This is a genomic window from Bordetella muralis (assembly GCF_965139205.1).
In the GTDB taxonomy this organism is placed as follows: domain Bacteria; phylum Pseudomonadota; class Gammaproteobacteria; order Burkholderiales; family Burkholderiaceae_B; genus Bordetella_A; species Bordetella_A muralis.
Genome location: NZ_CBCSIU010000004.1, coordinates 52,423 through 76,960, shown reverse-complemented (window position 1 = coordinate 76,960; position 24,538 = coordinate 52,423). Strand labels below are relative to the sequence as shown.

Sequence of the window (24,538 nt, the reverse complement as noted above, 5' to 3'; positions counted from 1 at the left end):
GCAAAAGACGAATCAGAGGGAAGCCATGATTGTAGGCCGGAATAGCCTCAGCCAGCCGCCCGCGGCCGCCACTGCGCCAGACTGACTCCCGCCAACGCCATCGCACCGCCCACGATGTGATAGCTATGCGGCACCTCATTCAACATGACTGCGGCAATCGCCACAGTCCCGACCGGCATCAGATTCAGAAAAATGCTGGCCCGATTCGGTCCTAAATAACGCACGCCCTGCATCCACAGATAGGGCGCAAACAGCGACGGAAAAATCCCTGCATACAGGACCAATGGAATATTGCTGGCATTCAACGGCGACGCAGGCGCCAACAAGTACGAAGGCACCTGAAGCAAAATCCCGAACAACACCTGCACATAAAGCGACTGCCACACGCCGATCGGCAACGGCCAGCGGCGCAGCAACACCCCATACATCGCATAAGCCAGCGCCGCCACGCCCATCAACGCATCACCCGTACTGCCGCCGACCTCAAGCAAACGCAGCGGATTCCCTTCGCCGAGCAACACGCCCAATCCGAGCAGGGACAAGGCGCCACCCGCGACTGCCGTCCAGGCCGGCAGCTCTCGCAACACGATGCACACCAGCACGATCGTCAGCAACGGCACCATAGCCGTAATGATGCCCATATTGGTCGCGGTGGTCGTTGCCGCCGCCACATAAATCAACCCTTGATACACCGCCATGCCCAGCGCGCCCAGCACGGCCAGTTTGCCCAGATGCGGCACAATCGCGCGCCAGCCGCGCAACACGCCCGGCAGCACAAAAGGCGTCAAGATCACGCCTGCCAGCACCCAGCGATAAAATCCGATCACAGCCGGCGCAATCACACCGGCCGCCATCTTGGTCACCACCATGTTCAGTGACCAGATCAACGCCGCCAGCAGTGGAAACAACATGTGGCGCGCCGATGGCGCCGTTACCGCGTTCAACATGACAACAGACTTTGCGTAAGCAAAGCCGCGATATTAGCGCTGTATCGTGAATGTCGCCGCCGCGCTCGAGAAACGAGCGACAATATCGGTTTCGTAAAGACGGCTGCACAGCACGCATCGTCTCGATCACATGCAGTGCCCCTATCAGGACCCATCATGACCGCCTCCACCACGCCCCCGGCCTCGTTGACGCATTTCAGCACCCAGGAACTGGACATGCTCTCCAAAACCGCTGACGCCCTCAGTGCCTATCTGGGTAAACCCGTCTTGGCCGAAGTCGTCCTGGGTGACGAAGGCACCGAATGGGTCAGCTTCGGCATTCCCGTCGAGCAAAGCGCCAAAGACGATGACCAGCCTCACGTCCAACTCGGCGGCCCGCAGGCCCGGCTCCTCGGCAACCGCGGCGGCCTCAGCCCTACCGACAACGACACCTACGATTGCCTCTATCTTTGGGCCATCCAGATCACCCTGGCCGAAGGCGAACGATTCGTCAAACTAGACCAATCCGGCGAAGAAACCGCGTGGTCCGACGACCTGCTGGACGTCCTGCCCTTTGCATTGTCCGATGAGCCCTTGCCTGACGTAGACGAGGAGGAGGATGAAGATGAAAACGATGACGAGGACGACGACTACGATGCCGCCATTCCTCCCGGGCATCCCATTCACTGAAACCCGAGAGCGGGCTCAGCGAAAATCGCCCCAGCGCAGCGCAGCGCTAAGCCACGCCGCGCCGCTGATCCCGGCGGTACAACATATATCCCGCCGGCCACATCAACGCCACCAGCACCTTGGCTGTCGGCCGGGTCAGCGGATACGCCTGCACCGCCGTAGGCACCCCCGAATGCTCCAGATCCAACCGGAACCGCGTAAACCGCGCCGCAGCCATCAGGAAGTCCTTGGGCCGAAACCGGAACCACTCCATGTGGTGCTCGAGCACGTCCCACGCCAGTAAATACAGCCCCTGCGCGTTATTGCGTATCGATACTGCCCCCCGGCTCAACCCATCCGGACTCGGGTGATAAACACGGACCACGCGGTTAATACAATGATTCAAGTATCCCGCCCGCGCCATCGCCCACCAGATCAGGCTCTCGGGCACAAACCCCGCCACATCCTCGGGAAAAGGAAAACGGCGCAGTACGGCCGTACGTAGGCTGCCGAATTTTTCGCCCTTGATCCGATAGCGGAAATACAGATCAACGGCCGATACATCGAAAACATCCTGCGGGAAACGATCGCCCACAATTTCGCCATCGGGCCGGGCGCACAGGCCCGTCACCCCCACATATCGCTCACGTTGATCCGGCGCGATGCTTTCCCAGGCGTCCTTCAATATCTGCAACGCGTCAGGCGGCATTTCATCATCGCTATCCAACGTGATGATGAATTCGCCATGCGCCTCACGCACACCGCGATTGAATGCCGTCTTTTTATGCTGATTTTTCTGCCAGATATATCGAATCGGAAACTCAGCCTCGGCTTGCCATGCCCGGACGGCTTCGTGCGTGCGGTCCGTCGAACCGTCATCCACGATCAACCATTCGAAATCACGACAAACCTGTCGTTTCAGGGATTCATGCACACGATGCAAAGTGCCGGCCCGGTTATAAGTGGGCGTCAGTATCGTGAACGTGTATTGAGGCTCACTCATGCAATCAAACGGGTTCGCGCGAGCGCGACCACGGCAGCCGCACTGCTTACAAGTAAAAACTGGGGTAAGTGTAGGAGGATATGCAGACCGCAGACGTGTTCCGCAACAGCCATTTTGAAAACAAATTTTGCAAATTCTGCCGTAGTGAAACAAGCATATCGTCGTTGTCTGACACCAGCCGCAAACAAAACGTCATCCAGCAGGTAAACTCTGGCGGCTGCCACGGACAACCTATGGACTCTCATCCTATCCAGTTAAACGATATCGCACTGTTTGTCGAAGTTGCTCGCCGCAAGAGCTTCAGTCTGGCAGCACGAGCCCTCGCCATGCCGACCTCGACCCTATCGCGCCGCATCGGCCAACTGGAACAGGCGATTGGATTACGGCTCATCAACCGCAACACGCGGCGCCTGGAACTCACCAACGCTGGCGCCGCCTACTTGCGACGATGCCAAGGACTTGTTGACGAAGCCCGTCTGGCGCACGAACAACTGCAGGCCTTGTCTGCCAGCCCGCAGGGACGGCTCACCATTGCCATCCCCTACAGCATCGCCATCTGGCTGTTGCCGGATGCATTAAAGGCCTTTACTGAAAGCTACCCCGATTTGGAATGCGAGTTCGACATGAGCATGAAGGCCGCCGAAAACTCGCAAGGCGGTCCCTTTGATCTGGTATTGCGTTTCGGCCGCAGCGCCCCTGTGTCCGAACCAGGCGCCGTCGAAGACTCGATCTCAAAGGAAATCGCCTCGCTGGACACGCATCTGTACGCGTCGGCCGATTATTTGCGCGAATATGGCGAACCCCAACAGCCGTCCGACCTGTCAAACCACGAATGCTTTCGTACCACGATCGATCCGGAACATTCATTCTGGGTCCTGCATAACGGCCAACGCAGCGAACGTGTAGCCGTCAAAGGCGCTATCGCGGGCAACAGTATCAGTGTGATCGGCTCATTGGCTGGCCTGGGCATGGGCATTACCCGATTGCCCGATTGCCGGGCCCTGGCTCCCATCATCGACAGCTACGCCTTGCGGCGTATCCTGCCAGAATGGCGCCTGGAGCCCCTCGCGGTCTATGCCGAATTGCCAACCGCTGTCATGCCAGCCAAAACGCGAGTATTCATGGAGTTTCTGCGTCCCTGGCTGGAGCCTGCCATTTAAACGGACAGCGCTGTGGCAGGAATGTGGGTAGGCCCGGAATCGCACGCCGCGCCTTCGGCTTGCTGCCCCCCCGAGGGGGCGTTTTTTGCCTTGGGGCGGCCCGGCGGNAAAAAANGCCCCCACGCCNCGCCTTCGGCTTGCTGCCCCCCGAGGGGGCGTTTTTTGCCTTGGGGCGGCCCGGCGGCAAAAAAAAACCACCGACATGATCGGTGGTTTTTTTTACATCAAGGCGCAAGAATTACACGCGCTTGATTTTTTCCAGCATCTTGAAAACACCCTTGGGGGCGTTGACGAACAAGCGCTTGAAAGACTTGCCCAGGCAACGGCGTTCCAGGGTGTTACGACGCACACGTTTGCGCTCAGCCATGATGATCTCCGGTAAGGTTCGATAGTGCCCAAACCCGCCCGACGTTCCCAGCATCAAAGCGCAGACAACTACGCCGCAATACTGACGGGCCACAGGCTGGTGGCAGAAATTGGATAACTCAGCATTGTAGCCTCAAACGCCGCCGCCAGCCAAATCGAACCCATGCGCAGCCGTAGCGAAGCATATTCACGCGACAATTACACGGATTAGCGGTAATCTAAGATACTGTTTAAATATACAGATATTTCAGCGATATCCTATCACCCGCGGATTCTGGTCTGATTCCGCGTCGTTCACGCATCGTTCCCTCGTCATGAGCTCTCAAATTCGCATCGTCGGCGCCCGCCAAAACAACCTGAAAAACCTGGATCTGACGCTCGCCACCGGCGAGCTCGTCGTCATTACCGGCGTGTCGGGCTCAGGCAAAAGCTCGCTGGCGTTCGATACGCTCTATGCCGAGGGCCAGCGCCGCTACGTCGAGACCTTTTCGCCCTACGCGCGCCAGTTCCTGGACCGCATGGACAAGCCCCAGGTCGATCGCATCGAGGGCATTTTGCCCGCCATCGCCATCGATCAGACCAACCCGGTGCGCAGCTCGCGCAGCACCGTGGGCACGATGACCGAGCTGAACGATCACCTCAAGCTCCTGTTCGCGCGCGGTGCCAAACTCTACTGCCGAGGCTGCGGCAAACTCGTGCGGCGCGATACGCCCGACTCGATTGCCGCCTCGCTGGCGCAGCGCGCGCCGGCGGTGGGCGATCCGCGCCTGGTCATTACGTTTCCGATTGCCGTGCCCGCCAACTTCACAGAAGACGAGGTTCGCGGTTTTCTCGAACAGCAGGGCTACACGCGCGTGCACCACGAAGAAACCCGTGCGCCGTCGGCCACCAAAGCGGCCAGCAAACGCGCAAAAGCCGCCGGCAAGGGCAAAACCGCCACGGCCAACGAGGAGCGCCGCATTCTGCACGTGGTGCAAGACCGATTCCGCCACTCCAGCGCAGAGCGCGAACGCCTGATGGAGGCCCTGGACACGGCGCTGCGCATGGGCGCGGGCCACATGGCCGTTCACGTGCTCGATGACGAAGGCGTCGACGCACAAGTCTGGAAATACAGTGATCGACTGCATTGTGCGGACTGCGATATCGAATACACCGATCCGCTGCCCAGCAGTTTTTCGTTTAATTCGCCGCTTGGCGCTTGCGAAAGCTGCCGCGGTTTCGGGCGGGTCATCGGCATCGATTACGGCCTGGTCATCCCCGACGAAAACAAAACCTTGAACGAAGGCGCTATCAAGCCCTGGCAAACGCCCTCGTACAAGGAATGCCAGGACGATTTGGCCAAATACGCGCCGCGCGCGGGCATCCCGCTCTCTGTCCCATGGAAGGCCATGACCGACGCGCAACGCCATTGGGTACTGCACGGCGATCCCGACTGGAAAGGCGGCAACAACGCCTGGAAAACCCAGTGGTACGGTGTACATCGATTCTTTGCCTGGCTGGAAAGCCGCGCCTACAAAATGCATGTGCGCGTGCTGCTGTCCAAATATCGCAGCTATACCCCCTGCCCCACCTGTCATGGCGCTCGCCTCAAGCCCGACGCCTTGCTGTGGCGCTTGGGAACCAAGGCCGAGGCCGACGAGGTGCTGCCGCCAGGCGACGAACGCTATACGCGTTTCATGCCCGCAGGCGCCGCATGGAGCCAAGAACAACTCGAGGCCCTGGACGGCCTGTCGATTCACGACGTCATGCTGCTGCCCATCGAACGCGTGCGCCATTTCTTTGACACGCTCTCGTTCACCGGCGTACTGGATGCCGCCGCCGATCTGCTCTTGACCGAGGTCCGCGCGCGATTGAAATTCCTCTGCGACGTCGGCTTGGGCTATCTGACGCTGGACCGTCAAAGCCGCACCTTGTCCGGCGGCGAAGTACAGCGCATCAACCTGACCACGGCGTTGGGCACCTCTCTGGTCAACACCCTGTTCGTGCTGGACGAACCGTCTATCGGGCTGCACCCGCGCGACATGCACCGCGTTGTCGAAGTCATGCATCGATTGCGTCAGGCCGGCAACACGCTGGTCGTCGTCGAACATGATCCTCAAGTCATGGTGGCTGCGGATCGCATCATCGACATCGGCCCGGGCCCTGGCGAACGCGGCGGACGTATTGTGTTCGACGGCACGCCCGCACAACTGCGCAGTTCGCCCACGCTCACGGGCGACTATCTGGGTGGACGTCTGCGCGTCGAAGCGCCGCGCCCCATGCCTGTCGCCGCCAATACGCCGCGCCTGTTATTGGAGGGCGCTACCGCACACAATCTGCGTAACGTCTCTATCGAACTGCCGCTCGGCCGGCTCGTGTGTGTCACCGGCGTATCGGGCTCGGGCAAATCGACTTTGGTCCAGGACGTGCTGTATCCGGCCCTGCTGAAATACCAAGGCAAACCCTCCGAAGCCCCGGGTTCGTTCGAGCGCTTGTTGGGCGCCGAACAGATTGCCGACGTGGTGATGGTCGATCAAACCCCCATCGGCAAGACCGCACGCTCCAACCCGGCGAGCTACGTCGGGGCCTTCGATGCAATCCGCAAGCTCTTTGCCCAAGCGCCGCTCGCCAAAGAACGCGCCTACACCGCAGGCACGTTCAGTTTCAACAGCGGCGATGGACGTTGCCCCACCTGCGGCGGCACGGGTTTCGAACATGTGGAGATGCAGTTCCTGTCCGACGTCTATCTGCGTTGCCCCGATTGCGACGGACGGCGATTCCGTCCCGAGGTGCTCGAGGTGCGCATCGAACACTTGGGCAAGAACGCCTCGATAGACGAAGTCCTGGAGATGACCGTCAGCGAGGCCTTGGAATTTTTCAAAGGCTTGCGCGATGTGCAAACTGGCTTGGCACCTTTGGCCGATGTGGGCCTCGAATACGTGCGATTAGGACAACCCGTCCCTACGCTATCCGGCGGCGAGGCCCAGCGCCTGAAGCTCGCCGGCCATTTGGCCGGAGCCGCCCGCAGCGGCATCTCTACCGCCAAGGTTGCCAAAAAAGGTAGCCTGTTCTTGTTCGACGAGCCGACGACCGGCCTGCACTTTGACGACGTTTCGCGCTTGATGCGCGCGTTCCGCAAGCTGCTTGCCGCCGGGCATACCCTGCTGGTTATTGAACACAATCTCGACGTCATCCGTGCCGCAGATTGGCTGATCGATCTAGGCCCCGAAGGTGGCGATGCCGGCGGCCTCGTCGTCGGTGTCGGCACTCCGCAAGACTTGATGGACAATCCGCGCTCGCATACCGGTGCGGCGTTACGCGACTATGAGGTCAGTGTGCTGCCGAGCCAGGTCGTCGAGGCAGCCACAGCCGACGCGACACGCGTCGCAGACCGGGCAGCTGGCGATGCCGATATGGATGCCGCGTCAGCCGCGCAGGGTTCATCCGCGCTCACCTTGGCCGAGCCCGCCGCCGCGTATGCGGAAAGCGCTGGTACGCCGCTGCAATCTCTCATGCGCCGCCGGCGCCAGGCGCAAGCCATCGAGATACGCAATGCGCGCGAACACAACCTGAAAAACGTCAACGTCGAGATCCCCCACGACAAGTTCACCGTCATCACCGGCGTCTCGGGCTCGGGCAAATCCACGCTGGCCTTTGACATCCTGTTCAACGAGGGCCAACGCCGTTATCTGGAATCGCTGAACGCGTACGCACGCGCCATCGTGCAACCTGCCGGCAAACCGGACGTCGACGCGATTTTCGGTATTCCGCCCACGGTCGCGATCGAACAGCGCACCAGCCGCGGCGGGCGTAAATCCACCGTCGCCACGATGACGGAGATCCACCATTTTCTGCGCCTGCTATACGTCAAGCTGGGCACTCAATATTGCCCCGACTGCCAGGTCGCGGTCGAACCGCAAAACACGGACCAGATCGTGGCGCGCCTGTTGCGCGAGCACAAGGGTCAGCATATCGGCCTGCTGGCGCCGCTGGTTACTGCACGCAAGGGCTACTACACGGATTTGGCCAAGTGGGCAGGCTCCAAGGGCTACACGCACTTGCGTGTCGACGGCACATTTATTCCGGTCAGTCCCTGGCCGCGCCTGGATCGCTACAAGGAACACACCATCGAGTTGCCGATTGCCGATCTGATCGTCGATCCCGACAACGAGGCTGCGTTGCGTGATGCCGTCAAACAGGCCCTGGAACACGGCCAAGGCGTCCTCAGTATGGTCTGGCCGGTCAACAAGCTGCATGAAGCGCTCGACAGCGAACTGCAACAGCAGCATTTCTCGGTCAAACGCGCGTGCCCGTCGTGCGGCACCAGTTTCCCTGAACCTGACCCGCGCCTGTTTTCGTACAACTCCAAACATGGCTGGTGCACGGGATGCTTTGGCACGGGCGTACAACTGCAGGATTTCGACGCCGAGCAAACCGGCGAGGAATCCGCCTGGAATGCGGGCTACGATGGCGAGGCTCACACTTGCACGGTCTGCGATGGCCAGCGCCTGAATCGCGTAGCGCGCGCCGTGCGCTGGCGCGACCGCTCCATCGCCGAGCTCGCCGCCATGCCGGTGTCCGAAGCACACACGTTTTTTACCGGCCTGGTCGCGCGTGGCCGCGAGGGCGAAATCGCGCGCGATATCCTGACGGAAATTCGCGGCCGCCTGAATTTCATGAAAGAAGTCGGCCTGGATTATCTGGCGCTGGATCGCGCCGCACCCACCTTGTCCGGCGGCGAAGCCCAACGCATCCGGCTCGCGGCACAGCTGGGTTCAAACCTGCAAGGCGTGTGCTACGTGCTGGACGAGCCCACCATCGGCCTGCACCCTCGCGATAACCGCATCCTGTTGGACGCCCTCGCCCGCCTCGAGGGCAACGGCAATACGCTGGTCGTGGTGGAACACGATGACGACACCATTCGCCGTGCCTCGCACATCATCGACATCGGCCCCGGCGCAGGCGTGCGCGGCGGCCGCGTCGTGGCGCAAGGCAGTGCGCAGGACCTGATCGACGCCCCTGAATCAGTCACCGGCCGTTATCTGGCCAAGCCCTTGAAGCATCCGCTCAATGGCCGCCGCGCGGTTGACGATGACACGCCCATGATTCAGATCCATGGCGCACATCTGCACAACCTACGCCATGTCGATGCCCGAATTCCCATTGGCCGCCTGAGCGTTGTCACAGGGGTATCCGGGTCAGGCAAGTCCACGCTCGCACGCGAGGTGCTGCTGGACAACCTGCTGCAAGCCGTCTCGCAATCCAAAGCCCCGCGCTGGAATGGCTGCGAACGCATCAGCGGCTGGGAGGCAATCGACCGCGTTCTGGAAGTCGACCAGACGCCCATCGGCAAAACCCCGCGTTCCTGCCCGGCCACCTATATCGGGTTCTGGGATGACGTGCGCCGCCAATTCGCCGATACGCGCGAGGCCCGCATGCGCGGATGGAGCGCAGCACGGTTCTCGTTCAACACCGGCGATGGCCGCTGCCCCATTTGCGAAGGCCAGGGCATGCGCACCATCGAAATGAACTTCCTGCCCGACGTCAAAGTGCCCTGCGATGCCTGCAACGGCGCGCGCTTCAATAGCGACACGCTGTCAGTACAAATGCGCGGCAAAAACGCGGGCGAGTTGCTCAACATGGAGGTCGACGATGCGCTGGGCTACTTCACCGCCCATCCCAAAATTCATCGTCCCTTGCAACTGATGCAGGACGTGGGGCTGGGATACCTGACGCTGGGCCAGCCCTCGCCCACACTGTCCGGCGGCGAGGCGCAGCGCATCAAGCTGGTCACCGAACTGTCGAAAGCCCGTTTGACCGAGGGCGTCATCACGACTGGCCGCGCTTCGCGCATTCCACACACGTTATATGTCCTGGACGAGCCGACGGTCGGGCTGTCGATGGCCGATGTGGAAAAGCTGATCCATGTGCTGCATCGCCTGGTCGAGGCAGGCAATACTGTTGTCGTGATCGAGCACAATCTGGACGTGATTGCCGAAGCCGATTGGCTGCTCGACCTCGGCCCCGAAGGCGGCACCGGAGGTGGCCAACTGGTCGCCGAGGGTTCGCCCGAACACGTGATGACCTTGCGCGAACGCTCACATACTGGTCGTGTCTTGACGGAATTTCTCGCACAACAACAGTAAGCATCATGCAATGTCGTTTTGAGGATCGCGTGGCTGGGCGCGCACTGAATCTGCAGCGCCTGCGCCAGCGCATCGAAGCCCGTCACCCTGAGGAACTTCCCGCCGCCCTGGACACCATCGAGGCCGCGCGGCGCGCGGGGTATTGGGTCGCGCTGCTGCTCGACTATGAGCTGGGCGAATGGCTTGCCCCCGAAACCGTCTTGCCTGCGCCCACTGGCGGCCCGGCAACCAGGCAGGTCGCCGATGGCACGCCTCGCCTGACAGGATTGGTATTCGAGCGCATGACAGTAGAAACGCCGTGGCCGGCGGAGAAAACCGTACTGACACAGACCTCGGAAAACACGCCTCTCCGGCACGCAAACGCGGTCTCTGCCCCGACCTCCTCCAATACGGCAGATATAACGACTCGACAAGCGCTTGCCGCAAAGATCTCTTCCATCGAGCCTCGCATGGCACGGGCCGACTATCTGCGGCAGATCGAAGCCATCCGCCAGCTGATTGCCGCGGGCGAGCTCTACCAGGTGAACTACACCCAGCCGCTGGACATACAGGTACAGGGCGACCCGCGCGCACTTTATCAGCACCTCGCCGCTCTCCATCCGGTGGCCCACGGCGCCTATATCGAAGACGGCCAACGCACCGTGCTGTCGTTTTCCCCCGAGCTGTTTGTACGGCGAGAAGGCGCTCGCTTGACAGTACGCCCGATGAAAGGCACCTCGCCACGCCATCCCGACCCCGCCGAAGACGAACGGCTAGGCCGCGAACTACACGCCAGCGCCAAAAACCGCGCGGAAAACCTGATGATCGTGGACCTGCTGCGCAATGATCTCGGCCGCCTGGCCCGCCCCGGCTCGGTCCAGGTGCCAGCCCTCTTCACCTTGGAACGCTATCCCACCGTATGGACGATGACCTCAACGGTGACTGCCGAAGTCCCGGACGCGACGTTCAGCCAGATTCTGCACGCCTTGTTTCCTTGCGGTTCAATTACCGGCGCGCCCAAGGTCGCCGCCATGCGGCGCATCCGCCAAATGGAAATCGCACCGCGCGGCCTGTACTGCGGTGCGATTGGCTGGCTCGCGCCTGATGGGGATTTCTCACTGAATGTCGCGATTCGAACGCTGGTGCTGGATCAAACCGGCCACGGAGTTTATAGCGTCGGCGGCGGCATCGTGCACGACTCGGATCCGGAAATGGAATGGCAGGAGTGCCAGTGGAAGGCTAGACTCCTGCGAGATGCCATGCCGGCATCTGCGTCAGTCTCGGCATAGCTATCCGCCGCAACGCCGGCATCTGTACCGATATCAACATCGGCTTCACCCCTCATCATCGGATAACATTCCATCTCGCCCCCCGCATTCCATCGCCGGGCCGTTTCCCGCACTCGAGATTCAGATCATGTCTGCTGAGTTGATCGAAACCATGCTAGTCGATGCAGAGGGCAACATTCCTCTGCTGCCGCGTCACCTGGCCCGTCTGGAGGCCAGCTGCGCCGCGCTGGACTATGCGTGGGCGGGCGCGCTGGAAATCGAACGAGCGCTTTATTCCGCGCTATCGATGGTGGCCACACCCGGTGCGCACCGGCTGCGATTGCTGGTCAATCGCACGGGACACCGCACCGTCCAAACTGCGCTTTTGCCCGCGTTATCCGGCGTTCAACACATCATGCTGTCCGATGAGGTGCTCAACGCCGATGAGCCGCTGCTGCGCTACAAAACCACCTATCGGCCCTGGTACACCGAGGCGACGAGCTGGCTGGCCGCGCATCCCGATGTATTCGACCTGCTGTACCTGAATCAACATGGCGAACTCTGCGAAGGCAGCCGCAGCAACGTTTACCTGCTGATCCGGGGCGTGTGGTACACCCCCCCGATCCGCAGCGGCTGCCTGCCGGGCGTGCAACGCGCCGAGTTGCTCGATCGAGAGTCGGTGCACGAACGCACCCTGACCGCGCAAGACCTGCATGAGGCCGAAGGCATACGCCTGTCCAATGCGCTACGCGGCTGGTTCGACGTTACCTTGAGATCAGCCTGACCCGTGAGCAACAGGCGCCGGCCTCGAACAGCCGGCGTTCACGTTGAACCGGGATAGTCAGGCGCTGGCTACGCCTTAGCTTTCAACGCCAGTTGCAGCGCCTCGTTAGCGACGGCCATCCCCATCGCCGCCGTCACGGTCACGACAGAGCCATATCCTGCGCACGACAACCCTTGCGGCGCCACCGCCTGCCCGGCGGCTCCCATATCGTCGGTCACCTCGGCAGCGCGTGCCCAAGCGGCGGGCATGATCGCCGGCTGATCGAACCAGAGTGCTCTCACTCCCATGCGCGGGACCCGTTTGAGCGCCTTGCCCCGCGCATCACTGGCCTTGGGAAATCCGTGCTGGCGGCGCAATTGATTGCGCAGCTTGGCCAGGAGCGCGTCGTTCACGGCCTGCGACAGATCCCCAGCGCGCAGGGCCAGCGGGTCCGTCTTGCCCCCCGCTCCACCGCACAATAGCAGCGGCACGCGGCGCTCGCGGGCGTACAACACCATCGCGATTTTGGCCGTTGCCTGATCCGTGCAATCGGCCAGCACGGTATAGGGGCCCGGCAGCACCTGATCGATATTGCCAGGCTCGACAAAATCCTCGACACGCGTCAACACGCACGCCGGGTTGATCGCCTGAATCCGATCCGCCATGGCGTCGACCTTGGACTGTCCGATGGTCGAGGTCAGGGCATGAATCTGCCGATTGACATTGGATTCCGCGATGTTGTCCAGATCGATCAGGGTCAACGCGCCCACACCACACCGCGCCAGGGCTTCTGCCACCCAGGAACCCACCCCGCCCAGGCCAGCCACCGCAATGTGCGCCTGACGCAAAAGCGCCGGCGCATCCGGGCCATACAAGCGCGCCAATCCGCCAAAACGGCGTTCGGCATCAACATCATCCAAGGTAGCTGAAATATCCATGGACGCTATTTTCCCACGACGGCGTCATGCGGGACGCGAGCCAGCGAAAACAACCCTACTGCGGCCAAGCGTTGCAATAAGGACACACCCTGGACGATCGTCGGCCCAACGCGCCACGCACACGGGAAAAGCACAACTTCTGTGATCTATCAATTAATTAACATCAGTTCATCGCAACCGGGTTCCTACATGCTCACAAATGTCCTGTTCGGGTCTCTAATCCCCGCCAAGTTGCCCCGCCGCCGCGTCTCGACACCCCAGCGACTTAGGATCAAAATCGCAGAAGTTAATGCCGCATCAGTGTCAACTTCAGCCCATTCCCCCTCGTCTTCCTCTCACGCGACGGAGTTCTCCGGAGCGGGGCTGCTGTGCGTGGTTGCCATGCTCAACCACATCGCTCTCACGGGCGGACGCATCACCGTATCGCTAACTGCCCTGCAATTGGGGCTATCTACGTTTATCGTGGGCAGCCTGGTCGCAGTATTCGCCGTCATCCCGATGTTGATGTCCGTGCGGGCCGGCCAGTGGATCGACCGTATCGGGATACGGCGTCCGATCACCTTGGGCAATGCACTGGTGGTCATTGGCACCGTGTTGCCTTTTATCCATCAGCACCAGATCACGCTGCTGATTGCGGCCTGTAGCATCGGTATTGGCTTTATGTTGCACCAAGTCGCGACCCAGGACGTGTTGGGGCATGCCGAGCCTGCCCGCCGTCTGCGCAATTTTTCCTGGCTGTCGCTGTCCATGGCGGGATCGGGGTTCAGCGGTCCGCTCATCGCCGGGCTGGCCATCGACCATCTGGGCTCGCGGTTGGCGTTCGGCATCTTGACCCTGGGGCCGCTCTTGGCGTTGGCCGGATTGCGCCGGCTACAGCCGGCTCTGCGGGCAGTAGACGAAAGCATGGAGCCCGCGTCGCGGCAAATCGCGCGCCGGCGGGCCACCGAATTACTGCACCTCCCGCCCTTGCGGCGCATCCTGATGGTTAACACCATTCTGTCGGGCGCCTGGGATACCCACCTATTTGTCGTCCCGCTGTTCGGCGTCGCCATCGGGTTGTCCGCTACCACCATTGGCACGATACTCGCGTCCTTCGCGCTGGGAACTTTCCTCATCCGGTTGGCATTACCCTTTATCCAGACACGGGTTCGTTCCTGGACGCTTGTGCGCACAGCCATGGTCATCACGGCGGCAGATTTTCTGATTTACCCTCTTTTCGCCGACGTTGCGGTCCTGATCGGGCTTTCTTTTGTACTGGGATTGGCCCTGGGATGCTGCCAACCGAGTATGCTGTCGCTACTGCACCAACATACGCCTCATGGTCGCGCCGCAGAGGCGGTGGGCTTGCGGATGGCATTCATCAATGCTTCGCAAGTCTCTCTGCCATTGACCTTTGGCGCATTGGGTGCGGTAATTGGCATCGCTCCCTTGTTTTGGGCCTACGCTGCTGCGCTGAGCGCAGGCGGCTGGGTCAATCGTCACCCCCCGCAAGACGCAGAAAATCCCGCGCCGTGAATTCGCCGACTCCTCCTTCCGCCCTCACTGCTCCCGCTCCCCCTTTTCGTCTCTGGACGCCCGAAGAACGACGCGCCTCGCTCGACGAGGCTCTTAAACATTGGCGCGAAGGCGAGGACGTCTGGGTCTATGCCTACGGCTCGCTGATCTGGCGACCCGACTTCCATTTTCAGGAACGGCGGCTGGCGACCTTGCGTGGACACCATCGCGCGCTGTGCCTCTGGTCACGCGTCAATCGCGGTACGCCGGAATGCCCCGGCCTGGTGTTCGGCCTGGACCGCGGCGGCTCCTGCCGGGGGGTGGTCTATCGCTTGGCAGGCAACTCCGTCCCTGAATTTTTCCCGGCACTGTGGAATCGCGAAATGTCCACCGGCGCCTATCTGCCCCGCTGGATCAACTGCGCCACGGACCAAGGCTCCGTACGCGCCTTGGTATTCATCATGAACCGCGACAACCCGGCCTACATCCGGACGCTGCCCGAGCCCGAATTGCTGGCCATAGTGCGGCGGGCATCCGGCAGTTGCGGCCCCTGCACGGAATATGTGGTCCAGACCGCCTCGGCCCTGCGCGAGGCAGGTATACATGATGCACGCCTGGACCGGATCGCCCGGCAACTCGAAGAACAGACCGACCCTTTGCCCGATAACTGAACCCCATCTCACGAAGGCGGTAAACTGGGGGATACCCGATTCTGATGCACCTGGATGTCCCGCCTCATGTCTGTATCTGATTTGCGCCAAAGCTACGAGAAAAGCGTCCTGCTCGAGGAGACCGCTGCCGCGTCGCCGCTCGAACAGTTCAGCCTGTGGTTCGACCAGGCACTGCAGGCCAAGGTCCCCGAGCCCAACGCCATGACGCTGGCCACCGTCGACAATACTGGCCAACCCTCGGCCCGCACCGTGCTGATCAAGGGTTTTGACGCGCGTGGCTTTGTGTTCTTTACCAATTACGAGTCTCGTAAAGGGCGCGACCTGCTGGCCAACCCGCGCGCCGCATTGCTGTTTTTCTGGCAACCGCTAGAGCGCCAGGTACGCATCGAGGGGGTCATCGAAAAAGCCTCGGCCGAGGAATCCGACGCCTATTTCCATAGCCGTCCGCTGGGCTCCCGCCTGGGCGCCTGGGCTTCGGAACAAAGCCAGCCCATTACCCGTGCCGAGCTCGAAGCCCGCGAGCAGACATTCCGCGAGCGTTATGGCGACCAGCCGCCCAGACCACCCCACTGGGGCGGTTACCGCCTCGTGCCGACTTTGTTCGAATTCTGGCAGGGCCGCGCGTCGCGGCTGCATGACCGCCTGCGTTATTTGCCCGACGGCCAAGGCGGCTGGGCCATTGACCGCTTGTCGCCTTGAAACCTAAGCCTCCTGCGCGACTCTCGCCCCGCCGCCCTCAGTTGCATGTCCCATACACCTCCTTCCTTCGATGCGCGCTTTTTCCGCACTGCCCTTGGCCGCTTTGCCACCGGGGTCACGGTCGTCACCACAGCCGCGCCGGACGGCGCGCCGATCGGTCTGACGGTCAGTTCGTTCAATTCGGTTTCCCTTGACCCGCCCCTGATACTCTGGAGCCTGTCCCGACGATCGAGCTCGCTGGAGGTATTCGAGCAATGCGAGCGTTACGTGGTCAACGTGCTGTCTGCCGGCCAGATCGCGCTGGCTCGACGCTTTGCCACTGGCAACACCCGCGAGCGCTTTGATGGACTGCCGCGCAGTCAGGCCCCGGGTGGCACGCCCATGCTGGACGAGTACTGCGCGGCCTGGTTCGAATGCCGCAATCGCAGCCAGTACGTCGAGGGCGATCACATCATCATGGTCGGTGAAGTCGAACGCTGCGGCCACACTGCAGAGGCGCCCCTTGTTTTTCATGCAGGGGGATTCGACTTGACCCCGGCTCACCCTGACTCGAAATAAAACCCCGGTTCCCTTATGAGTACTGACATCGATTGCATCGTAATCGGCGCTGGCGTCGTCGGCCTGGCCGTGGCGCGGGCACTCGCCCTGCAAGGCCGCGAGGTCTTGTTGGCGGAGGCCACCGAAGGGATAGGCACGGGCACCAGCTCCCGCAACTCCGAAGTCATCCACGCGGGGATCTACTATCCCGCCGGCAGCCTCAAGGCGCAATTGTGCGTACGCGGCAAGCACCTGCTGTACGACTACTGCGCCGCGCGCGGCGTGCCGCACCAACGCCTGGGCAAACTGATTGTCGCCACGACAGACGATGAGGCCCTCTTGCTGGACGGAATCGCACAGCGCGCCCAGGCCAATGGTGTTGACGATATGCGCAGGCTCAGCGCCGCCGAGGCTATGGCGCTGGAGCCGGCCCTGCGCTGCACCGCAGCCCTGTTATCGCCCTCCACCGGCATCGTCGACAGCCACGCGCTGATGCTGGCCTACCAGGGTGATGCGGAAAATGCCGGTGCGCAATGCGTCTTTCACACGCCGATGCAGTCGGCCCGCGTTCGGCCCGAAGGCGGATTCGAGGTGCAATTCGGCGGCGACGAGGCGATGAGCCTGTCGTGCAACGTATTGATCAACGCCTCCGGCATTCATGCGCCTACGTTGGCGCGGAACATCGATGGCTTGCCGCCGGCCAGCATTCCGAACGAATACCTGTGCAAAGGCAGCTATTTCACGCTGACCGGCCGAGCGCCGTTTTCGCATCTGATCTACCCGGTGCCTCAACACGCGGGCCTGGGCGTGCACCTGACGCTGGATATGGGCGGGCAAGCCAAATTCGGCCCGGATACCGAATGGATTCCGGCCGAAGACTACACGCTGGACCCGAGCCGAGCCGACGTGTTCTATGACGCGGTCCGCACCTATTGGCCCGCCTTGCCTGATGGCGCGCTTGCTCCTGGCTATACTGGCATCCGCCCTAAAATTTCCGGCCCCCACGAACCCGCCGCGGATTTCGTCATTGCCGGTCCCGCCGTGCACGGCGTCGCGGGATTGGTCAATCTGTTCGGCATCGAATCACCGGGCCTGACCGCCAGCCTGGCCATCGCCGACGAGACCGTCGCTCGGTTGTCGTCGTAGTTTTCCCGCCGCCGAGCCGCAGCGTAGTGACCTTATTATTTTTCTCAGATCATGCCGCATAACGATCATATCCTGACCCTTTCCTGCCCCGACCGCACAGGCATCGTATATCGCGTCAGCGGCCTGCTGTTCGAGTTGGGCTGCAACATCCTGGATTCACAGCAATTCGGCGATGACGAAAGCGGCCGTTTCTTTTTGCGCGTGCATTTTGACCTGCCTGACACCGTGACCGCGGACAGCCTGCGCGAACGATTTGCCCCCATGGCCGATACCTTCGCCATGGACTGGCAGATCCATGACGCCCGCCGCAAGCCGCGCCTGTTGATCATGGTCAGCAAACAAGGGCACTGCCTGAACGATCTGCTGTTTCGCGTACAGAGCGGCCAACTGCATGCCGAAATCGCTGCCATTGTGTCCAATCACAATGACTACGCAAGCCTGGCCGCGTCGTACGGCATTCCGTTTCACCATCTGCCCGTCACGCCCGACACCAAGGCCGAGCAGGAAAAGCAAGTCTTGGGCCTGGTCGAGTCGGAACAGATCGATCTGGTGGTCCTGGCGCGCTACATGCAGATCCTGTCGCAGGACATGTGCCAGGCGTTAAATGGCCGCGCCATCAACATCCACCATAGCTTCCTGCCGAGCTTCAAGGGTGCGCGCCCCTATCACCAGGCGCATGCCCGCGGGGTCAAAATCATTGGCGCGACCGCACACTACGTGACATCCGACCTGGACGAAGGCCCGATCATCGAGCAGGACATCGAACGCGTGGATCACACCATGACGGCACAAGACCTGACGCAAGTCGGCAGCGATGTGGAATCGCTGGTGCTGGCCCGTGCCGTACGCAGCCATGTCGAGCACCGCATTCTGCTCAACCGCAACAAGACAGTCGTGTTCCGTTAGGCTTTTGCGCTGGCCGCGCCATAGTGATCGCGCACCAGCCGGACGGCGGTGCGCAGCAGCGGCGAGTCCACCTGTCTCGGCCAGATCGCCTGACTGACGGACCGCGCCTGGTGTTCGAACGCTATAAAGCGCGTGCCCGCCAGGCCGCTGCGCGCCAGGCACGCTGGCACAATAGACACCCCCAATCCCTGCGACACCAGCGCTGCGACGCTCAACCAGTGCCGGACTTCGTGGCGTATCACCGGGTGAAAGCCCGCGGTCACGCACATCGACAATACCGTCTCGTAATAGCTGGGCGAGGCCTCTCGCGCAAAGAAAATAAAATCCTCTTTGGCCACCGCCCGCAACGTCACCCGGCGCCGGTGCGCCAACGGATGCGTATCAGGCACGCACAACACAAAGGGCTCGGCTATCAAGTCCAGCGTCCTGACTTCCTCAGGCGCAGGATTCGCATGAATGAATCCCAAGTCCTGTTCGCCCCGGCGCACAGCCTCTAATTGATCGTGAGAATTCAGTTCAACGAGAACATGCTCGACATCGGGCAACGCCGCACGCATCGACGCCAGCAAATCGGGTAAACCGCGATACAACATCGACCCGACGAAACCGATGCGCAAACGTCCGCGCAGACCGGCATCGACACGCTGCACCAACGTGCCGATGGCCTCGGATTGGCGCAACAAAGCTTGCGCCTCACGATACAGCACGCGTCCAGCTTCGGTCAGCGCCACGTGGCGGCTGGTGCGTTCCAGCAGTTGCGCCCCAAGCGTACTCTCGAGCTGTCGAATGGCATAACTGAGAGGCGGTTGAGAAATATGCAGCCGTTGCGCGGCACGGCTGAAATGGCGCTCTTCGGCGACTGCGATGAAGTAACGCAACAGACGTGGCTCCAGATCCATGTGCATCTCCCGTCGATCTTTTCATCTATATTTAATTTGTATTGTTCAACATTAAAACAGTATTTGTATAGATGGATGGTTTGAGTGACGATGCGTGCTCCAGCACGTGCACTACGCCCTTTCTCGAGCCCGCCATGACCTTGTCGCCAGCCTCCTCCGATGTTCCCGATTCCCGGGGCCTGAATCTGTTTCGCGCGGATCCGTATGCGGCCGCGATGAGCGCACGATATCTGCCGTCTGATTTACACGCGCATCTGCTGCCTCACCTGGATCGCCTCGGCGCGCTCGCGGGTTCACGTATCGACGAACTGGCCACCATTGCAGACCAGAATCCTCCCACCCTATCGGTACGCAACCGTGCCGGGCAGGACGAATCGCGCATACACAAACATCCCGCTTATATCGACATGGAGCGCTTGGCGTACAGCGAGTTCGGTTTGGCGGCCATGTCGCATCGCGGCGGCGTACTGGGATGGCCTAATCCCATGCCGCCCGCGGCCAAATATGCATTGAGCCATCTGTTCGTTCAAGCGGAATTCGGCCTGTGTTGCCCGGTCAGCATGACGGATTCGCTCGCGCGGACACTACGCAAGTTCGGCGACCCCGCATTGATCGAAAGAGTGCTGCCCCAAGTCACCTCGCAGGATTTCGATGAATTGCGCCAAGGCGCGATGTTCATGACAGAGCAAGGCGCGGGCTCCGACGTCAGCGCCACGACAACGCGTGCGGACTTGCAGGATGACGGCACCTGGCGGCTATATGGAGACAAGTGGTTCTGCTCGAACGCTGACGCGGGATTTGCCATGGTGCTGGCGCGCAGCGAGCCCGTCGAGGGTTTGAAAGGCGTATCGCTTTTCCTGTTGCCGCGTGACTTGCCCGACGGCACGCACAACGCCTATCGGATCCTGCGGTTGAAAGACAAACTCGGCACCCGCTCGATGGCCAGCGGGGAAATCCGTCTGGAAGGCGCGCAAGCCTGGCTGGTCGGCGAACGCGGCAAAGGGTTCCAGCAGATGGCCGACATGATCAACAATTCCCGGCTGTCGAATGGCATGCGAGCGGCTGGCTTGATGCGGCGGGCAGTCACCGAGGCGATTTACTTTGCCCAACATCGCCGCGCCTTTGGCAAGCGATTGATCGAGATGCCGTTGATGCGCCGTCAGCTCGTAAAAATGACGGTCTGGGCCGAACAAGCGCGCAGTGTGATGTTCCAAACCGCAGCGGCCCTGGCTGACGCCGAACACGACACGCAGTCGGCGGCATTGGCCCGCATCATGACGCCGCTGATCAAATTCCGCGCCTGCCGCGATGCGCGTAAAGTCACCGGAGATGGTATGGAAGTGCGCGGCGGCTGCGGCTATATCGAAGAATTCGTCGAAGCCCGCCTGGTACGCGACGCTCATCTGGGATCCATCTGGGAGGGCACCAGCAACATCGTGGCGCTGGACGTATTGCGTGCGATTCAGAAAACCGATGCCTTGGCAGCGTTGCGCCAGCATATCGATACGCTCTTGCAAGCCGGTGTACCGTGCAGTCCTGCCGTGGCTGATACGCAAACCAAAGCCCTGGAGAGCGCCTTTGCGCTCGCCCATCATGCGGCACTGAAAGATCGTCCCGACCTGGCGCGCCAAGCGGCATCGGCGCTCTATCATGCGCTATCGATTGCCGCACTGCGCTGGGAGGCCTCAGAGACGGCGCTGGCCGATCGTAGCCTGCTGGCCGACCATGTCCTGCGACACCGCCTGGCGCAGCCCAATCCGTGCGCCATTCCGGACGATGAAGACGACAGCTGCCGCGAACTGCTGCGGCATTTCTTGCTGTCAGACAGCCCCGAGGCACAAAGCATCAGCTAGGTATTCAGCGAGCGCGGCCTCGTAGAACTCAGAAACCTCGCGCGTCGAATGCAACCGAGCGTGGACGCACGCGTAGGGACATTTCCCAACAAACAGACCTGTTCAACGGGCAAATATTCACCCCACAGGAGACAACTATGCAACGACGACATTTCTGCCTGACGCTGGCCGGCGCCGCCTTGTTGGCGTCCACCTCTGCTCGCGCCGCGCAAGCATTCCCCAATCAGCCGGTCACGCTCATCGTGCCCTTTCCTCCGGGCGGCCCCACCGACGCGATGGCGCGACGTCTGGCCGAAGGATTAAAACGTCAATTGGGCCAAACCGTCGTCGTGGAAAATCGCCCCGGCGCTGGCGGCAACATCGGCGCGGAATATGTCGCCCGCGCCAAACCCGATGGCTACACCATCATGTTCGGCACATCGGGCCCGCTCGCCATCAACGGCAGCCTCTACAAACAGCAGCAATACGATCCCCAACAGAGCTTTGCTCCCGTCATCCGCATCGGCCACTTGCCCAATATCCTGGTCGTTCATCCGTCGCTGCCCGTGAAAAATGTGCAAGAGCTGATCGCCTACGCAAAACAGAATCCGGACAAGCTCAGTTATGCCTCATCGGGCAACGGCGCCTCGTCGCATCTGGCCGGCATTCTGTTCAACAAAATGGCGGGCACGCAGATCCTGCACATTCCCTATAAGGGCACCGGGCCTGCATTGAATGACTTGCTGGGCGGTCAGGTGTCGATGTCGTTCACCGACATTCTCACTGCCCTGCCTCATGTCAAAGCAGGCACATTGCGCGCCATCGGCCTGGCCAGCGCACAGCGTTCGCAAGCGCTGCCCGATCTGCCCACCCTGTCAGAGCAAGGGCTGGACGGCTATGACGTCAGCGTGTTCTTCGGCATCGTGGCGCCGCGCAGCACGCCCAGCGATGTGATCGATAAATTGAACCAGGCGTTCATCGCCGTCCTGGCCGACCCTGATGTCAAAGAGACCTTGCACAAACAAGGCATTGTGGAAGCGGACGACAAAACCCCTCAAGGCCTGGCCTCGTTCATCGATGTACAGGTCCCGAAATGGCGCGCCATCATTCAGGAAGCCGGCGTCGCCTTAGACTAAGGATATCCCGCATGTCTTTCCCTTCGCTGCCGGCCGGTGCGCTGACCGGATGCAAAATCATTGACCTGTCGCGTGTACTGGGGGGCCCATATTGCACCCAGCTGCTCGCAGACCATGGTGCTGACGTCATCAAGATCGAGCCGCCTGTCGGCGACGAAACGCGCGGATGGGGCCCGCCTTTCCTGCATGAGACCGCGTCATATTTCATCGGCGTCAATCGCAACAAGCGCGGCATGACGCTGGATCTATCCGAGCCAGCGGGACAGGAACTATTGCGTCATCTTCTGGCAGATGCTGATGTGCTGGTCGAGAATTTCAAGCCAGGCACCCTGGAAAAATGGGGCCTCGGGTACGAACAGCTCAGCGCGGCATTTCCGCGTCTGATTCACTGCCGCGTCAGCGGCTTTGGCGCCGACGGCCCATTAGGCGGCTTGCCCGGCTATGACGCCTGCGCACAAGCCATGTGCGGTTTGATGAGCGTCAATGGCGATGCCGATGGCGATGCCACACGGGTCGGCCTGCCTGTCGTGGACATGGTCACTGGCCTGAATGCAGCCGTCGCCATCCTGCTAGCGTTCAACGAACGCGTGCGCAGCGGCCTGGGCCAGTTTCTGGACATCACGTTGTACGACTGTGCAGTATCGCTATTGCATCCGCATGCGGCGAATTATTTTTATAGCGGCAAGGTCCCTGGCCGCACGGGAAATGCGCATCCCAACATCGCACCTTACGAAACGCTGCCGACACAAAGCGGACCGATCTTTCTGGCTGTGGGCAACAATCGGCAGTTTGCAGCGTTGGCGCGTGCTTTGAACGCCGAGGCCTTGTTGACTGACGCGCGCTTTACGAACAATGCGGATCGTCTGCAACATCGTGATGCCTTGCGTGCAGCGTTGACGGAAAAACTGGCCTCGCACGACGCAGCGACACTGGCAGAACAACTGCTGCGACAGGGGGTGCCCGCCGCCGCGGTACAAAATGTAGAGGACGTGCTGCACCATCCACATACCCGGCATCGCGGAATGGTGTTGGAACAAGGCGAATATCGAGGCGTGGGATCACCGATCAAGTTGTCTCGCACGCCAGCCAGTTTGCGGCGATTGCCGCCGAAACTGGGAGAACATAACGAAGAGATACGATCTGGCATAGACGACGCGTACCGAGCCTGACACACAGCCCGGACGGCACATCCCGCTCAAGCGCAGGCTGGCAATGATCCCTCGTCAATCATGTCCAGCCATGCCTGGGCCAAATCATGCAGCGGCTTGTCCACGAGTTTGCCGTCCACCGTCACCGCACCATGTGCGCCTTGCGCTACCGCGTCTATCACTCGTTTGGCCCAGGCCAGCTCATCCTCAGAAGGCAAGAAGCCCCTGTTCACCGGCGCCACCTGCTTGGGATGAATACATAGCTGCCCGCCAAAGCCGAGGCGGCGCGCAGCGGCTGCCGTGGTTTGCAAGGCGTCGGGATCATCCCAATGCAAGGTCGCGCCATCGACAGGCGCAGCCAAGCCGGCACGCCTCGACGCCAGCACCAGGGCAACACGTATTGGCAGCCAGCCATTCTCGTCTTGAATACCCGTATCACGGGCAAAATCCACGCTGCCAAATACCAGGCGTACGACCCCGGGCACTCGCGCCAAGGCCGCCGCATTTTCCACCCCTGCTGCGGTTTCGATCAACGGAAACAGGCGTACGTTATCGCCCAGGCGATGACGCAGCTGATTCAGTATCGACGGATCCTCCGCCTTGGGCAGCATCACCGCATGACAGCCCGCCTGCTGCAAGGCGCTGACATCAGCGTCAAACCAAGGCGTGTCTGCGCCATTGATACGTATCAACGCTGGGCAGGCAGATGATGCGAGCCATGGCACCGCCAAACTGCGCGCCCGTACTTTTGCCTCGGGCAACACTGCATCCTCGAGATCCAGAATGATGGCGCCCGCCCCGGCCGCCGCAGCCTTGTCAAAACGCTCGGGACGATCTCCCGGCACAAACAGCAAGCTACGCAGACGTTTCATC

General features: G+C 61.3%; 20 protein-coding genes. 15 read left to right on the top strand and 5 right to left on the bottom strand.

Annotated elements, in window-relative coordinates; translation table 11 throughout:
• Positions 1-47 precede the first annotated feature (47 nt).
• Positions 48-911 (bottom strand): DMT family transporter, encoded by an 864-nt coding sequence (locus ACNA0I_RS08755; protein WP_415805697.1) that lies wholly within the window; start codon positions 909-911, stop codon positions 48-50.
• Positions 912-1,103: 192 nt separating this feature from the next.
• Here ACNA0I_RS08755 and ACNA0I_RS08750 point away from each other — a divergent pair, with 192 nt between their 5' ends.
• The gene (locus ACNA0I_RS08750) at positions 1,104-1,616 is read left to right on the top strand and encodes a hypothetical protein (protein WP_415805696.1); all 513 of its coding nucleotides are present in this window, start codon (positions 1,104-1,106) and stop codon (positions 1,614-1,616) included.
• A gap of 46 nt (positions 1,617-1,662) precedes the next feature.
• Here ACNA0I_RS08750 and ACNA0I_RS08745 read toward each other — a convergent pair whose 3' ends face one another.
• Entirely contained in the window at positions 1,663-2,598 is a 936-nt protein-coding gene (locus ACNA0I_RS08745) for a glycosyltransferase family 2 protein (RefSeq protein ID WP_415805695.1), read from the bottom strand.
• A gap of 233 nt (positions 2,599-2,831) precedes the next feature.
• Between ACNA0I_RS08745 and ACNA0I_RS08740 the strand changes: the two genes are divergently transcribed.
• The 5 genes from ACNA0I_RS08740 to ACNA0I_RS08720 all read left to right on the top strand — a co-directional run bounded on the left by ACNA0I_RS08740 (position 2,832) and on the right by ACNA0I_RS08720 (position 12,280).
• A complete protein-coding gene (locus ACNA0I_RS08740; protein WP_415805694.1) occupies positions 2,832-3,758 on the top strand; it encodes a LysR family transcriptional regulator in 927 nt (308 codons plus the stop codon).
• 127 nt (positions 3,759-3,885) lie between these two features.
• Positions 3,886-4,140, top strand: a 255-nt coding sequence (locus ACNA0I_RS08735) for a hypothetical protein (RefSeq protein ID WP_415805805.1), incomplete at its 5' end; no start/stop codon positions are given.
• 298 nt (positions 4,141-4,438) lie between these two features.
• Entirely contained in the window at positions 4,439-10,249 is a 5,811-nt protein-coding gene (uvrA, locus tag ACNA0I_RS08730) for an excinuclease ABC subunit UvrA (protein WP_415805693.1), read from the top strand.
• Between the two features lie 5 nt (positions 10,250-10,254).
• A complete protein-coding gene (gene pabB / locus ACNA0I_RS08725; RefSeq protein ID WP_415805692.1) occupies positions 10,255-11,517 on the top strand; it encodes an aminodeoxychorismate synthase component I in 1,263 nt (420 codons plus the stop codon).
• Between the two features lie 127 nt (positions 11,518-11,644).
• Entirely contained in the window at positions 11,645-12,280 is a 636-nt protein-coding gene (locus ACNA0I_RS08720; RefSeq protein WP_415805691.1) for an aminotransferase class IV family protein, read from the top strand.
• Positions 12,281-12,348: 68 nt separating this feature from the next.
• On the opposite strand, the gene ACNA0I_RS08715 is transcribed toward ACNA0I_RS08720, so the two are convergent.
• Entirely contained in the window at positions 12,349-13,197 is an 849-nt protein-coding gene (locus ACNA0I_RS08715) for a tRNA threonylcarbamoyladenosine dehydratase (RefSeq protein WP_415805690.1), read from the bottom strand.
• A gap of 300 nt (positions 13,198-13,497) precedes the next feature.
• Between ACNA0I_RS08715 and ACNA0I_RS08710 the strand changes: the two genes are divergently transcribed.
• From ACNA0I_RS08710 to purU, 6 genes are all read left to right on the top strand, one after another.
• The gene (locus tag ACNA0I_RS08710; RefSeq protein ID WP_415805689.1) at positions 13,498-14,712 is read left to right on the top strand and encodes an MFS transporter; all 1,215 of its coding nucleotides are present in this window, start codon (positions 13,498-13,500) and stop codon (positions 14,710-14,712) included.
• Positions 14,709-15,362, top strand: coding sequence for a gamma-glutamylcyclotransferase (locus ACNA0I_RS08705; protein WP_415805688.1), 654 nt, complete (start codon positions 14,709-14,711; stop codon positions 15,360-15,362). Before ACNA0I_RS08710 ends, ACNA0I_RS08705 begins: the two co-directional genes overlap by 4 nt.
• A gap of 66 nt (positions 15,363-15,428) precedes the next feature.
• The gene (pdxH, locus tag ACNA0I_RS08700) at positions 15,429-16,061 is read left to right on the top strand and encodes a pyridoxamine 5'-phosphate oxidase (RefSeq protein ID WP_415805687.1); all 633 of its coding nucleotides are present in this window, start codon (positions 15,429-15,431) and stop codon (positions 16,059-16,061) included.
• A 45-nt stretch (positions 16,062-16,106) separates the two neighbouring features.
• Positions 16,107-16,619, top strand: a complete 513-nt coding sequence (locus tag ACNA0I_RS08695; protein WP_415805686.1) for a flavin reductase family protein — start codon at positions 16,107-16,109, stop codon at positions 16,617-16,619.
• 15 nt (positions 16,620-16,634) lie between these two features.
• A complete protein-coding gene (locus tag ACNA0I_RS08690; RefSeq protein WP_415805685.1) occupies positions 16,635-17,744 on the top strand; it encodes an NAD(P)/FAD-dependent oxidoreductase in 1,110 nt (369 codons plus the stop codon).
• Between the two features lie 51 nt (positions 17,745-17,795).
• The gene (purU, locus tag ACNA0I_RS08685) at positions 17,796-18,650 is read left to right on the top strand and encodes a formyltetrahydrofolate deformylase (protein WP_415805684.1); all 855 of its coding nucleotides are present in this window, start codon (positions 17,796-17,798) and stop codon (positions 18,648-18,650) included.
• Here the strand turns inward: purU and ACNA0I_RS08680 are convergent.
• Entirely contained in the window at positions 18,647-19,549 is a 903-nt protein-coding gene (locus tag ACNA0I_RS08680) for a LysR family transcriptional regulator (protein ID WP_415805683.1), read from the bottom strand. The genes purU and ACNA0I_RS08680 overlap by 4 nt on opposite strands.
• Positions 19,550-19,683: 134 nt before the next feature.
• Between ACNA0I_RS08680 and ACNA0I_RS08675 the strand changes: the two genes are divergently transcribed.
• From ACNA0I_RS08675 to ACNA0I_RS08665, 3 genes are all read left to right on the top strand, one after another.
• A complete protein-coding gene (locus tag ACNA0I_RS08675) occupies positions 19,684-21,402 on the top strand; it encodes an acyl-CoA dehydrogenase family protein (RefSeq protein WP_415805801.1) in 1,719 nt (572 codons plus the stop codon).
• Positions 21,403-21,539: 137 nt separating this feature from the next.
• Positions 21,540-22,517: a Bug family tripartite tricarboxylate transporter substrate binding protein gene (locus tag ACNA0I_RS08670; protein ID WP_415805682.1), complete on the top strand. Its 978-nt coding sequence runs from the start codon at positions 21,540-21,542 to the stop codon at positions 22,515-22,517.
• Positions 22,518-22,528: 11 nt separating this feature from the next.
• Complete coding sequence (locus ACNA0I_RS08665; protein WP_415805681.1) at positions 22,529-23,686, top strand: CaiB/BaiF CoA transferase family protein; 1,158 nt, start codon at positions 22,529-22,531, stop codon at positions 23,684-23,686.
• Positions 23,687-23,712: 26 nt separating this feature from the next.
• Here the strand turns inward: ACNA0I_RS08665 and ACNA0I_RS08660 are convergent, their stop codons facing one another.
• Positions 23,713-24,537 (bottom strand): HpcH/HpaI aldolase/citrate lyase family protein, encoded by an 825-nt coding sequence (locus ACNA0I_RS08660; protein WP_415805680.1) that lies wholly within the window; start codon positions 24,535-24,537, stop codon positions 23,713-23,715.
• Between the last annotated feature and the right edge of the window lies 1 nt (position 24,538).